Source organism: Vagococcus bubulae, from assembly GCF_003950315.1.
Taxonomy (GTDB): domain Bacteria; phylum Bacillota; class Bacilli; order Lactobacillales; family Vagococcaceae; genus Vagococcus; species Vagococcus bubulae.
In genome coordinates this window covers 1-14,871 of sequence record NZ_NGJT01000022.1, presented here as the reverse complement: position 1 = coordinate 14,871, position 14,871 = coordinate 1, and the positions used below count along the sequence as shown (strand labels likewise).

General features: G+C 36.1%; 11 protein-coding genes. All 11 read left to right on the top strand.

What is annotated here, in order from left to right; all coding sequences use genetic code 11:
- Positions 1–13 precede the first annotated feature (13 nt).
- Positions 14–3,568 carry a transcription-repair coupling factor gene (gene mfd, locus CBF36_RS09935; protein ID WP_125958278.1) on the top strand — a complete coding sequence of 1,185 codons (3,555 nt, stop codon included), beginning with the start codon at positions 14–16 and terminating at the stop codon, positions 3,566–3,568.
- Entirely contained in the window at positions 3,555–5,132 is a 1,578-nt protein-coding gene (locus CBF36_RS09930; RefSeq protein WP_165865455.1) for a putative polysaccharide biosynthesis protein, read from the top strand. Before mfd ends, CBF36_RS09930 begins: the two co-directional genes overlap by 14 nt.
- Before the next feature lie 19 nt (positions 5,133–5,151).
- The gene (locus CBF36_RS09925; protein WP_125958276.1) at positions 5,152–5,412 is read left to right on the top strand and encodes an RNA-binding S4 domain-containing protein; all 261 of its coding nucleotides are present in this window, start codon (positions 5,152–5,154) and stop codon (positions 5,410–5,412) included.
- Between the two features lie 83 nt (positions 5,413–5,495).
- Complete coding sequence (locus CBF36_RS09920) at positions 5,496–5,879, top strand: FtsB family cell division protein (RefSeq protein WP_125958275.1); 384 nt, start codon at positions 5,496–5,498, stop codon at positions 5,877–5,879.
- Positions 5,880–5,952: 73 nt separating this feature from the next.
- Complete coding sequence (locus CBF36_RS09915) at positions 5,953–6,438, top strand: S1 domain-containing RNA-binding protein (RefSeq protein WP_117974101.1); 486 nt, start codon at positions 5,953–5,955, stop codon at positions 6,436–6,438.
- 64 nt (positions 6,439–6,502) lie between these two features.
- On the top strand, positions 6,503–7,897 hold the full coding sequence (tilS, locus tag CBF36_RS09910; protein WP_125958274.1) for a tRNA lysidine(34) synthetase TilS: 1,395 nt from the start codon (positions 6,503–6,505) through the stop codon (positions 7,895–7,897).
- 18 nt (positions 7,898–7,915) lie between these two features.
- Positions 7,916–8,461, top strand: a complete 546-nt coding sequence (gene hpt, locus CBF36_RS09905) for a hypoxanthine phosphoribosyltransferase (RefSeq protein ID WP_071456009.1) — start codon at positions 7,916–7,918, stop codon at positions 8,459–8,461.
- An 80-nt stretch (positions 8,462–8,541) separates the two neighbouring features.
- Positions 8,542–10,641, top strand: a complete 2,100-nt coding sequence (ftsH, locus tag CBF36_RS09900) for an ATP-dependent zinc metalloprotease FtsH (RefSeq protein WP_125958273.1) — start codon at positions 8,542–8,544, stop codon at positions 10,639–10,641.
- A gap of 105 nt (positions 10,642–10,746) precedes the next feature.
- Positions 10,747–11,649 carry an Hsp33 family molecular chaperone HslO gene (gene hslO, locus CBF36_RS09895; protein WP_125958272.1) on the top strand — a complete coding sequence of 301 codons (903 nt, stop codon included), beginning with the start codon at positions 10,747–10,749 and terminating at the stop codon, positions 11,647–11,649.
- A gap of 14 nt (positions 11,650–11,663) precedes the next feature.
- A complete protein-coding gene (dusB, locus tag CBF36_RS09890; RefSeq protein ID WP_125958271.1) occupies positions 11,664–12,653 on the top strand; it encodes a tRNA dihydrouridine synthase DusB in 990 nt (329 codons plus the stop codon).
- Positions 12,654–12,770: 117 nt separating this feature from the next.
- Positions 12,771–14,234, top strand: a complete 1,464-nt coding sequence (gene lysS / locus CBF36_RS09885; RefSeq protein WP_165865456.1) for a lysine--tRNA ligase — start codon at positions 12,771–12,773, stop codon at positions 14,232–14,234.
- Positions 14,235–14,871: the final 637 nt, after the last annotated feature.

The window sequence follows — 14,871 nt, the reverse complement described above, 5'->3', positions numbered from 1 at the left end:
GTCAGATGATTATATGTACCTCAATCAAAGTATAATGACCGTCATAGAACAAGATAAACAAGTAAAAGAATGGTTTGATAATAGCGAGACGCAAAAATCACAATTGATTACAGGGTTAGCTGGTTCAGCTAAGACCTTAGTGATGTCGACGTTGCTGAAAAAAAATAAAAAGATCATGATTGTGACCCCTAATTTATATTATGGGACTAAATTGATGGATGACTTGCAACACATTGTTGACGAGTCTTATTTGCATTTCTTCCCTGTTGATGAAGTAGCAGCCGTTGAAATGTCCTTTTCTTCTCCAGAAGCTCTGGCTGAGAGAATTAATAGCATGGTGTTTTTGACTAATGATGAACCAGGAATACTTGTGACCCCATTGGCAGGGTTACGTCGTTTTTTACCAGCTCCTAATAACTGGAAAAACAGTGTGTTGTCTGTTGAAGTAGGAGGAACAATTGATTTAACTTCTTTACCTGAAACATTGGTTTCTCTAGGGTATATTAGAGAACAAATGATAGGAAAACCAGGTGAATTTAGTATCAGGGGAAGTATCATTGATATTTATCCTTTAACTAGTGAGTATCCTGTGCGTATTGATTTGTTTGATGATGAGATTGACTCATTGCGATTGTTTGATGTAGAAACCCAACGTTCCCTATCAGACGTGAATCAGTTATTAATTCCACCAGCTATGGATCAAGTGGTAACAAAAGAGGAATTGGCAAACGCTGCAAGTGTATTAGACGATGCATTAAGTAAAAAAATTGATGGCATAAAAGATATTGATAGAAAAAATCAGTTAACTGCTTATAAAAATTATACAGTTGGTGAGTGGGGGAGTGGTCATCCAACTGATGATATTAGTCAATATATTGATATGATTTATGATGAAAAATATCATTTAAGTGATTATTTATCTCACGATGATTTGGTGTTAGTTGATGATTACAGCCGCATGGTTGATACGGAAAAAGAAATTTTACGAGAAGAAGCAGAATGGTTAACCATCAAGCTAGAGGATAATCCAGTGTTTGAAGACCGAACACTGGGTGGTGACTTCAGACAGATTATGAAAAAAATGCCTCAACATCGGACGTTCTTTTCTCTGTTTCAAAAAGGGATGGGAAATTTACGTTTTTCTTCAATTTATCCGTTTGAATACCGTGCGATGCAACAGTTCTTTGGACAATTGCCACTCTTAAAGGCAGAGATGGATCGTTGGGCAAAACAAAAACAAACAGTCGTGGTGTTAGTCGAAAATGATGAGCGTAGTAAAACGGTAGAACGCTTGTTTATTGATGCGGATATTTCTGTTGTCGTCAATAACAAAAAAGAGTTATTAAAAGGGCAAGCACAAATCCAGGTTGGCTTATTAGAATCAGGGTTTGAGTTGCCACAAGATAATTTAATCGTATTAGTAGAAAAAGAAATTCTACATACCAGAACTAAACGCCAAGCACGTAAACAAACCATATCTAATGCAGAACGATTAAAGAGTTATAATGAGTTAAGTCCTGGTGATTACGTAGTCCATGCCAATCACGGTATTGGAAAATATATTGGAATGGAAACACTTCTTAGTGGTGGGACACACCAAGATTACATGACCATTTTATATCAAAATAACGATAAACTATTTATTCCAGTGACCCAGTTAGATTTAATTCAAAAATATGTGGCTTCTGAGTCTAAAACGCCACGTATTAATAAATTAGGCGGTAGTGAGTGGACAAAGACAAAGAAAAAAGTATCGGCAAAAGTTGAAGATATCGCGGATGATTTAATTCAGTTATACGCTGCTAGGGAAGCAGAAGTAGGATATGCTTTCTCACCAGATGATGATTATCAGCATGAGTTTGACAATGCCTTCCCGTATTCAGAAACGGATGACCAATTGCGAAGTATCCAAGAAATTAAGAAAGACATGGAGAAAAAACGACCAATGGACCGTTTGCTTGTAGGGGACGTGGGTTATGGGAAGACGGAAGTGGCTTTGCGTGCAGCGTTTAAAGCAGTTAGAGATGGCAAGCAAGTCGCATTCTTAGTCCCAACAACTATCTTAGCTCAACAGCATTATGAAACAATGCTAGACCGATTTAAAAATTTCCCAGTAAGTATTGGGTTAATGAGTCGATTTAGAACAAAAAAACAACAAGAAGAAACCATCTCTCAATTGAAAAAAGGGCAAGTAGATATTATTGTCGGCACACATCGTATTTTGTCAAAAGATTTAGAATTTATGGATTTAGGGTTATTGATTATTGATGAAGAACAACGTTTTGGAGTGAAGCATAAAGAGCGATTAAAACAATTACGTGCACAAGTTGACGTGTTGACGCTAACAGCAACGCCCATTCCTAGAACATTGCACATGTCCATGTTGGGTGTACGAGATTTATCTGTGATTGAAACCCCTCCAGCCAATCGTTATCCAGTGCAAACATATGTGATGGAAAAAAATCCTGGAGCGATACGTGAGGCATGTGAACGAGAAATTGCTCGCGGTGGGCAAATCTTTTACCTATACAATCGTGTGGATACAATTGAACAAAAAGTCGATGAGTTGAAAATGCTATTACCAGATGCACGTATTTCTTACGCTCATGGGCAAATGACTGAAGTGCAATTAGAAAATGCGTTGATGGAATTTATCAATGGAGAGTACGATATTTTAGTGACAACCACCATCATTGAAACAGGTGTGGATATCCCTAATGTGAATACATTGTTTGTGGAAAATGCCGATCATATGGGCTTATCTCAGCTTTATCAGTTAAGAGGTCGCGTTGGTCGAAGTAACCGTGTGGCGTATGCTTATTTTATGTATGAACCACAAAAAGTATTAAATGAAGTGAGCGAGAAACGACTTCAAGCGATTAAAGATTTTACTGAATTAGGTTCAGGATTTAAGATTGCGATGCGTGATTTGTCAATTCGTGGTGCTGGAAACTTACTTGGTGCGCAACAACATGGCTTTATTGACTCAGTCGGATTTGATATGTATACCCATATGCTAAATGAAGCAGTTAATCGCAAGCGCGGTGTCGATAGTAAAGAAACGAAAACAATGACTGAAATTGACTTGGGCATTGATGCGTATATTCCAAATGATTACATAGAAGATGAACGTCAAAAAATTGAAATGTATAAACGAATTAGACAACTTGAAAATCAAGAGATGTATGATGAGTTAGAAGCTGATTTATTAGACCGATTTGGTGAATACCCTGATGAAGTCGCAAATTTACTCACTGTTGGTTTGATAAAAATGAATGCTGATTTTGCTTTAATTGATAAAATTCAAAAGAAAAAGCAATCGATTTATATTGAATTAAGCAAAGAAGGGACATCTGCTTACACAATCGAACAGTTGTTTAAAGCTTTATCCAAAACAACTTTAAAAGCAGAAATCAGTACAGATGAGCATCTAGCTGTGACATTTAAACTAGGTAAAGACACAACCGTTGCAACATGGTTACATGAAGTGTCAACATTTATTGAAGCATTAAGACAAGAGCGATATGCTAAAAAAGACGTACAGGATGATGCGGATGGAAAAGATTAAAGTAGAAAAAACTGTCTTAAAAGGAACGTTGATTTTAACGATTACTTCTTTTGTGGTGAAAATACTGAGTGCTGTGTACCGTGTGCCGTTTCAAAATTTAGTGGGAGATGAAGGGTTTTATGTGTACCAACAAGTGTACCCTATCTATGGTATTGCGATGACATTGTCGTTATCTGGTATGCCTGTATTTTTATCAAAAATCTTAGCTAGTGAAGAGTCTTTAACTGAAAGAAAGAGAATTCTCACACAATTTTTTTATTATGTTAGTTTCTTATCTATTTGTTTGTTTTTAGGGTTATTTATCGGTTCACCGCTCATTGCCATGATGATGGGAGATAAAGAACTCACACCACTCATCCGTGTTGTGTCGTTGGTATTTTTGCTCGTCCCGTTTTTATCTACCTTTAGAGGGTACTTTCAAGGAGAGATGAATATGTTACCAACTGCAACGTCTCAGTTAGTGGAACAGGGGATTCGTGTGGGTATTATTTTACTTTCTGGTTGGTTGTTTTATACGCAAAATTTAAATGTCTACCAAGTAGGAAGTATTGCCACATCAGGTGCGATTTTAGGTGGGATGTTTGCAATCGGTGTGTTAGTCTATCATGCAAGAAAACAACCATTGTCTTTTTACCACATCCCTTCAAAAGCACAACGTGAGAATGGATTGCTCAAACGATTAGTATTAGAAGGTGGAACACTTTGTTTTTTTAGTGCATATCTCGTTATCTTTCAATTGATTGATTCATTTACGATAAAAAAATATTTAGTCTTTTCAGGACTATCTGATTTATCGGCTAAGATAGCAAAGGGAGTCTTTGATAGAGGACAGCCGTTGGTACAATTAGGACTGGTTGTGGCCATCGCAATGACTGCTACGTTCATGCCGACACTAACTCATTACTATAAAAGTAAAAAGAAATCAGACTATCACTCAATGGTGTTATCCTATTTAAAAGTGTCACTGAGTATTTCTATGGCAGCGGGTGTTGGATTAGCTATTATGATTCCTTTTGTCAATGTGACGCTTTTTAGCAATAATGATGGGGCATTAACAATATCATTGTTTGTACTATCTGTTAGTATTGCATCAATGATTCAAACGTATCAAACAATTTACCAAAGTCAAAACCGAGTGCATTATCAATTTGTCGCCGCAATATTTGGTGTATTATTAAAAAGTATTTTAACCCCCGCCTTGACCTATTATTTTGGCACAACAGGGTCAAGTGTAAGTACCTTACTAGGGTTATTAGGTTGTTTGCTTGTTTTACATCATTACCTTGTTCGTAAAGGATTTGATTTAGCAGTCGGCAAGCCATTTTTAATGAAATTACTGATTAGTTTAGGTCTGATGAGTATTGGCGTGTATGGGTTTAGGACTATCTGTTTAGCCAACGATTTACTCATGAACCATCGAGGGATGACTTTTTTATTAACATTAGTCGGTGTCCTTATTGGGGTATCCATCTATGTGATAAGCATTGTGAAATTTAAATTATTTAGTTATGATGAATGGAACATGCTGCCATTTGGTCAAAAAATATATAAACAGTTTTATTAATAGATTTGGGAGGAACATGATGAGATTAGATAAATTTTTAAAAATTTCAAGAATTATAAAACGTCGAACAATTGCAAAAGAAATAGCTGATAAAGGTCGGATTCAAGTGAATCACAAATTAGCTAAATCATCGACTTCTGTTAAGGTCGGAGATGTGATTACAATTATGTTTGGGAACAAAACATTAGAAGTTAAAGTGTTGGACTTAAAAGACACAACTAAAAAAGATGAAGCAAAAGATTTATATGAAATTATTAGTGAAACCAAAAATCAAGACTAAAAAACAGCGATAAGTATTAGACATTGATGAGGCTAGTTGGTATAATGAACACAAGTATAAACAGAAATGGAGTCTAGTGTATCATGAGTGAGAAAAAAACGTTATTAGCCCTTGAGACAAGTGAAAAGAGTCCTTCGTCACCAATGGCGAAATCTCAACGTGAACAAAAACAAATGATTTACAAACGACGACGCTTAACGGTTATGTTTGTGTTAGCCTTTGGTTTATTTACGTTCATGGGAATCAACTTATTTCGCAATGGACAACATCTGTTATCACTACAACAAAATCACACAGAGGTAAAAAAGGAATATGCAAAAGTAAAAACAGAAAAGAAGGATTTAGAAAACGAAGTAAAATTGTTAAAGGATCCCGAATATGTTGAGAAAGTTGCACGTGCCAAATATTTTTACTCTAAAGAAGGCGAACAAGTGTATAGCATCCCTGAGTTAAGTGGTGCAAATTAAAACAGCGGCAATCGAGTATTAAGTTAATAAAAAAATAATATATAAAGAGGATTCAAGGAGGAAAAATTTTTTTATGTCAATCGAAGTGGGGACAAAGTTATCTGGTAAAGTGTCAGGTATTACTAATTTTGGAGCGTTTGTAGATTTAGGCGATGGAAAAACAGGATTGGTACATATTAGTGAGGTATCTAATAGCTTTGTAAAAGATATCAACGATGTTTTAAAGATGAATGACGAAGTTGAAGTAAAAGTAATGAGTGTTGGAGATGACGGAAAAATTGGGTTATCAATTAAGCGTGCCAACGAAGAAGAACGCCCAGCACAGCGTGAGCGTAAAGAATACAAACGTTCATCAAATAATTACCAGTCTGATCGTAACAACCGAGGTGGAAATGACCGTGGTAGAAATAATCGTAAACCTGCAGCAGTAGCTACTCCACAAAAAGAAAGTTTTGATTCATTAATGACTAACTTCTTAAAAGATAGTGATGATAGATTAAGTACATTAAAACGCAGTACTGAAGGAAAACGTGGCGGACGTGGTGGACGTCGTAACTAAATAGATAGAAGGGTAAGAGAGTTCTCTTATCCTTTTTTTATATGGAAAAGTGGGAGGAAAGTTTGTGTACCAAGAATTTGAAAAGATTATTCAATCAGAGTACCAGTTAACGCCACAAACTCATATTGTGGTAGGGGTGTCTGGAGGAGTTGACTCAATGGTATTGCTACATTTGTTGTGTCAAATACCCAAAAATAAACGTCCAGTGATTTATGTAGCACATGTTAACCACCAGTTAAGAGCTGAATCAGAAGAGGAACAATTATTTGTAGAAAGTTATGCCCAAACATACCAAATACCCTGTTTTGTCGGTATATGGGACGAAGGAAAAACCGTTGATACAAATGTAGAGCAACAAGCAAGAACATTTCGCTATGCCTTTTTTGATAAAGTGATGCAAGAAACCAACAGCACGTATTTATTAACGGCTCACCATAAAGATGATGCTGTCGAAACGATTCTGATGCGATGGATTCAAGGAAGTCAATTAAGAAAGTTGGTTGGGATTGAAAAAACACGCTCACTAGGAGCAAATAAAGTTATTCGCCCGTTATTAAGTTTTTCTAAAAAAGAACTTTATGCATACGCTAAAGAAGAAAATATCCCGTATCATGAAGATAGTAGTAATTTTTCCGATAATTATTTACGCAATCGTATTCGTCATCACATCCGTCCTATGTTAGAAAAAGAAAATCCTAATCTTGGAGAAGGGATGTTGCGCTTATCTCAAGAAATTTCTACCCAAAGGCAAGTCATTGATGAATTGTTGCAGCCTTTAGTTGAGTTACTTGTTTGTTATCAAAATAATACATGGCAATTAGATTATCTTTCGTTAAAAAGACACAATTTAGCGATACAATCTGAAGTAATTCGATATGTATTAACAGACATTCAAGAAAAAACTAGCCTTGTTGTAGGATATGAGCACATGAATCAGTTGCAACAACTGATTCGTAGTGATAAACCAAATCAACAAGTATTATTAGGAAACAATTGGATTGTTGAAAAAAATTATGAAATACTCACTATCTATCAAAAAAAAGAGTCACTAAATGAATATGATGTATTTGATTTGGTAAAAAATCAGGGAGTATTTTTGTCTAATAATCAGTGGTTAGGATTTTTTGAATTGGGTAAAGAAGACATTCCAAATGAATTAGTTAACTGGAACTTAAAAGAGATGATTTACACACATGGTAAAAATCATGCAATTCGAGTCAGAAAACGTGAAGATGGTGACAGATTCGTATATAATTATAAAGGTCAGACTAAGAAAGTGTCACGTTATTTTATTGATGAAAAGATACCGACCAAATTACGTGATTTAAGTTGGCTCGTTTTCGATGAAAAAGGGTGTCTTCTATGGCTTTTGCCATTTAGAGAATCTTATTTGAGTATTCAGCATGAAACTGATAAAATACAGTATAAGCTTGTCTACTTATATCAAGGGGATGAGTAAGTTTGGAAGGAGAACCCAATGTTAGAAAAAGATATCGAAAAAACATTTTATTCAGAACAACAAATTCAAGAACGCGTCGCAGTTTTAGGTGAAGAAATCAGTCGCGAGTATCAAGATAAATTTCCATTAGTTGTGGGTATTTTAAAAGGAGCTGTTCCGTTTCTTTCGGATTTAGTTCGTGCCATGCCGATTCATATGGAAATGGATTTCATGGATGTGTCTAGTTATGGTAATGCGACAGTATCATCAGGGGAAGTTCGTATTTTGAAAGACTTAAGTACAGTAGTTGAAGGCCGTCATATTATCTTAGTGGAAGATATTATTGATAGTGGTCGTACGCTAAAATACCTTGTTGATTTACTAAAACACCGTAAAGCAGCGTCTGTTAAAATTGTGACAATGTTAGATAAACCAGAAGGACGTGTCGTTGATATGGCAGCGGACTATGTTGGTTTTGAAGTACCAAATGAATTTGTTGTAGGATATGGTTTAGATTATGCTGAAGATTATCGTAATCTTCCATATATCGGTGTATTGAAACCAGAAATATACGAAAATGCTTAATTTTTCGAACATTTAATGTTACAATAATTTCTTAGGAATGATTACAAACTAAAAATTTAATATAGAGAAGGAGGACATGTATGAATAAAAAGAATTCAGGGATGCGTAACTCGCTTTATTATATTATTGTATTTTTATCAATGATTACAATAGTATACTTCTTCTTTGGACAAGGCGGCGACCAATCTCCAACTATAAATTATTCAACGTTCTATCAACAATTAAAAGATGATCAAATCAAAGACTTTACTGTTCAACCTGCTAATGGCGTTTACAAAATTACAGGTGAGTACCATGAAGATCAAAAAATCACTGATTCAGGTGGCCTACCAGTATTTGGTAAAACAAAAGTAAAATCAAAACGATTTACAACATCTGTCTTACCTAATGACGCTACCATTGCTAATATTAGTGAAACAGCGAGTGAATCAGGAACCAAATTTGTTGTTAAAGAACAATCAAACAACAGTGTTTGGGTATCATTACTATTTAGTTTCTTACCAGTCTTATTGATGGTATTCCTATTCTATATGATGATGGGACAAGGTGGACAAGGCGGTGGAAATGGCCGTGTCATGAACTTTGGGAAATCCAAAACAAAAGAAGCAGATAAAAAATCAATCAACGTTCGTTTTTCTGACGTAGCAGGAGCTGAAGAAGAAAAACAAGAATTAGTAGAAGTGGTTGAATTCTTGAAAGACCCACGTCGTTTTGTGGAACTTGGTGCAAGAATTCCTGCGGGTGTGTTACTTGAGGGACCTCCCGGAACTGGTAAAACATTGTTAGCAAAAGCTGTTGCCGGAGAAGCTGGCGTACCATTCTTCTCTATTTCAGGTTCAGACTTTGTTGAGATGTTTGTCGGTGTTGGGGCAAGTCGTGTACGTGACTTGTTTGAAACAGCGAAAAAATCTGCTCCAGCGATTATCTTTATTGATGAGATTGATGCAGTTGGTCGTCAACGTGGTGCTGGTATGGGTGGAGGTCACGATGAACGTGAACAAACCCTTAACCAATTGCTTGTTGAAATGGATGGTTTCAATGGTAATGAAGGAGTTATCGTTATTGCCGCAACAAACCGTTCAGACGTTTTAGACCCTGCGTTACTTCGTCCAGGACGTTTTGACAGACAAGTTCTTGTTGGAACACCTGATGTTAAAGGTCGTGAACAAATTTTACGAGTTCACTCTCGTAACAAACCTTTAGCAAGCGATGTTGATTTAAAAGTTGTCGCACAACAAACACCAGGATTTGCCGGTGCAGACTTAGAAAACGTGTTAAACGAAGCTGCTCTTGTAGCTGCTCGACGTAATAAAAAGAAAATTGATGCATCAGATATCGATGAAGCACAAGATAGAGTCATCGCTGGTCCTGCTAAGAAAGACCGCATGATTAGTAAAAAAGAACGTTCAATGGTTGCTTACCATGAAGCAGGTCATACCATCTGTGGATTAGTGTTAAGTGATGCAAGAATTGTCCATAAAGTAACAATCGTTCCACGTGGACGCGCTGGTGGGTATATGATTGCTTTACCAAAAGAAGATCGTTTCTTAATGACTCAAAACGAAATGTTTGAACAAATCGTTGGGTTGCTTGGTGGACGTGTTGCTGAAGAAATTATCTTTGGTGTGAAATCTACTGGAGCAAGTAATGACTTTGAACAAGCAACTAACTTAGCTCGTTCAATGGTAACGGAATATGGTATGAGTGATTCGTTAGGTCCTGTACAATATGAAGGAAACCATCAAGTCTTTGTTGGCCGTGATTATGGACAAACGAAAACTTACTCAGAACAAGTGGCGTTCCAAATTGATGAAGAAGTTCGCAACATCTTAAACCGTGCTCATCAAAAAGCCGTTGAGATTATTGAAGCGCATCGTGCTGAACATAAATTAATCGCTGAATCACTTCTTAAATATGAAACACTTGATGCGAAACAAATTAAATCATTATTTGAAGAAGGTAAAATGCCAAGTGATGATAAACCTGAAGAGTATCCAAGTGAAAAAGAAGGTTCTTTTGAAGAAGTAAAAGAAGCATTGGAAAGAAAAGATGCTGAAAAGCAAAAAGCTGAATTTGCTGAAGAAAAAGAAGCAGAACATGATTTAAAAGAGCGTGATGAAGAATTATCACATTCAATTAAAGAAGATGAAGAAGCTGTGAAAGATGATAAATCTGAGTAAAAATAGTTTTAAGATTTAATCAAATACGTTATGATAAGTGGGATATACGAAAGTATAGCCCACTTTTTAATTGGGAAGACTATAAAGAGAAAGTAGGCAAGATAAATGAGTAAACAAACAACAGATTATTTAGTAAAAACTTTATGCTTTAATGGGGAAATTCGTGCGATGGCAACTCGCACAACTGAATTAGTTACTGAAGCACAACAACGTCATGACACATGGCGCACGTCAACTGCGGCACTAGGTCGTTCATTGACAGGGGCATTAATGCTGGGTTCAATGCATAAAGGGGATGAAAAATTAACTGTCCGAATCCAAGGGGATGGTCCAATCGGGGCTATTGTCATTGATGCCGATGCAAAAGGACACGTCAAAGGATATGTTAAGAACCCTCAAGTTAATTTACCAGCAAATTCTTTAGGGAAAATTGATGTGCGTGGTGGAGTGGGAACAAACGGATCACTAAGTGTGGTAAAAGATTTAGGATTAAGAGAGCCATTTACAGGACAAGTCCCATTAGTTTCAGGAGAGTTGGCTGAAGATTTTACTTATTATTTAGCCACATCAGAACAAGTTCCTTCAGCAGTAGGGTTAAGTGTATTAGTGGATAATGAAAATGATGACGTTGTAAAAGCGGCAGGTGGATTTATGATTCAAGTGATGCCGTTTGCTTCAGAGGAAACATTAGTTGAGATTGAAAAACGTTTAGCTGATATTCCACAAGTTTCTAACCTATTAGATCAAGGTGAAACACCAGAAGAAATTCTTTATCGTTTATTAGGGAAAGAAAATGTCGAAATTTTAGATACGATGCCAGTTGAGTTTCAATGTGATTGCTCTAAAGACCGTTTTTCTTCAGCGTTAATTACCTTAGGAGTGGATGAATTAACCAACATGATAGAAGAAGACAATGGAGCAGAAGCTGTCTGTCATTTTTGTAATGAAAAATATCATTACACAGCAGAAGAGTTATCAGTATTAAGAGACGAGGCTATGCAGTCTTAAAAGGAGGAAACCCGATGTGGAAAATAGGAAACGTCGAGATTCCTAATCGAGTGGTTGTTGCACCAATGGCTGGAGTGAGTAACTCTGCTTTTCGTGTGACAGTCAAAGAGTTTGGTGCAGGACTTGTTGTATGTGAAATGATAAGTGACAAAGGCATTCAACAACGAAATAAAAAAACATTAGAAATGCTTTATATTGATGAAACAGAACATCCGCTTAGTTTACAAATTTTTGGTGGAAATAAAGAAAATCTTGTTGAAGCCGCTAAATTTGTTGAAGAATATACAACAGCAGATATTATCGATATTAATATGGGCTGTCCAGTAAACAAAGTTATTAAAGCAGAAGCAGGAGCAAGATGGTTACTTGATCCAGACAAAGTATATGAGATGGTTGAGGCTGTTGCGAGTGCTGTAAGTATTCCAGTGACAGTTAAACAACGTATTGGTTGGGACGAAGAGCATGTGTATGCTGTTGAAAATGCGTTAGCCGCTGAAAAAGCCGGTGCTAGTGCGGTGGCAATGCATGGCCGAACACGCGTACAGATGTATGAAGGCAAAGCCAATTGGGATGTTTTAAAAGAAGTAAAAAAACATTTGACGATTCCTTTTATGGGGAATGGTGATGTGAGAACACCAGAAGATGCCAAACGTATGCTTGATTATGTGGGATGTGATGGTGTGATGATTGGTCGAGCTGCATTGGGTAATCCGTGGATGATTTATCGCACACAACATTTCCTAGAGACAGGTGAGTTATTGGAAGAACCACATCCAGCTGAAAAAATAGAAACAGCTAAGTTACATTTAGATCGTTTGATTCGCTTGAAAGGTGAAAAAATTGGTTGTTTAGAGTTTCGCCAACATGCCGCTTATTATTTAAAAGGGGCTCCAAGAGCAACTAAAACAAGATTAGCCGTTAATAAAGCAACAACACAAGAAGAAATGAACCAATTACTAGATGAGTATGTATTAGTTGTGAAAGAAAAAGGTTTAGTCGGATAAAAAAGGCAAATTAACTTGCCTTTTTTTTGCTATTTGTGGCATTATAAGAGAGAGTAGAATGGCAAAAAAAGTATAGGAGGAAGTAGCGTGTCAAAAGATAATCAAGCGCATCAAGAAATGAATGACCAACTCATCGTTAGACGAGAAAAAATGGCGGACTTACGTGATAAGGGACTCGATCCATTCGGAACACGTTTTGAGCGCACAACCAATGCAAAAGAATTGCATGAAAAATATGATGATAAAACAAAAGAAGAATTACAAGAGTTAAATCTTACAGCAACAGTTGCAGGCCGTATTATGACCAAGCGTGGAAAAGGTAAAGTAGGGTTTGCTCATTTACAAGATAGAGAAGGACAAATCCAAATTTACGTTCGTAAAGACGCGATTGGTGAAGAAGCCTATGATTTATTCAAACAAGCAGATTTAGGAGATTTTGTTGGTGTAACAGGCCAAATCATGAAAACTGATATGGGTGAAATAACTATTAAGCCAACAGAATTTACATTCTTAACAAAAGCACTTCGTCCATTACCTGATAAATATCATGGCTTAACAAATGTTGAACAAAAATATCGTCAACGCTATTTAGACTTAATTAGCAATCGTGATAGCTTTGACAAATTTGTTAAACGTAGTGAAATTATCCGCGAAGTACGTAACTACTTAAATGACCATGGCTATTTAGAAGTTGAAACACCAACTCTACATAATATGGCAGGTGGAGCAGCGGCAAGACCATTCATTACACATCATAATGCATTAGATATGGAATTATATTTACGTATCGCATTAGAATTACATTTAAAACGATTAATCGTTGGGGGAATGGAAAAAGTCTATGAAATTGGACGCGTATTCCGTAATGAAGGAATTGATGCTACTCATAATCCTGAATTTACTATGCTAGAAGTGTATACAGCATACACTGATTATCAAGACATTATGGACTTAACAGAAGGCATTATTACAACAGTCGCTCAAAAAGTATTAGGCACATTACAGATTCAATACGGCGACATTGATGTTAACTTAGAAGGACCATGGAAGAGAATTCATATGGTTGATGCGATTAAAGAAGTTACAGGTGTTGATTTCTGGAACGTAACATCAGACGAAGAGGCTCGCTCAATTGCTAAAGAGCATAATGTTACGATAGAAGAACATATGGATTACGGTCATGTGATTAATGAATTCTTCGAAGCGTTCGTTGAAGACACATTGATTCAGCCAACCTTTATTTATGGTCATCCAGTCTCAATTTCTCCGCTAGCGAAGAAAAATCCAGACGATGAACGTTTTACAGATCGTTTTGAAGTCTTTATAGTAGGAAAAGAATATGGAAATGCCTTTACAGAGCTGAATGACCCAATTGATCAAAGAGAACGATTTGAAGCGCAAATGAAAGAAAAAGATTTAGGAAATGACGAAGCTCATGGAATAGACGAAGACTTTATTGAAGCATTAGAGTACGGAATGCCTCCAACAGGTGGTTTGGGAATAGGGATCGATCGTTTGGTGATGCTATTAACTAACTCACAATCTATTAGAGATGTCTTATTATTTCCAACAATGAGATAAAAAGTGAAGAAATTCTTCACTTTTTTTATTTCATTTTAGTTTATAAAACTATAGTTAAATGATTAACATTCGGTATAAAAAGACATAGATAGTAATTTAAAGTGATTTTTCTAGATAATTCTTTTTTATACCGAATGAAAATTATGTAATTTTGGTGTAAAATTTGTGAAAAAAACTTTTTGAAAAAAGGTTGACCTTTCTCTGTAATCTTGTTATATTAATACATGTCCTTGAGACACAGCTTTTGAATTTAAAATGTAGCTAACAGGATTTTTTCTTCTAGCGAACGAATTTTCAGAAAATTCAAAAAATAATTTTAAAAAAGTGTTGACAAAACAGTAATAACTTGATATGATATAAAAGTTGTTACGGCAACAAATTTTAGACCTTTGAAAACTGAACAAAGTAAGACGAACCGAATGTGTAGGGCGTTTCTACTATGTAGAAACAAACCATATTTAGTGAATACAATTCGCTAGCAAGTTTTAAAACAAATGAGCTAAACATCGCAAGATGTTATCAACTTTTTATTGAGAGTTTGATCCTGGCTCAGGACGAACGCTGGCGGCGTGCCTAATACATGCAAGTCGAACGCATTTCTTTTCATCGGAGCTTGCTCCACCGAAAAGAAATGAGT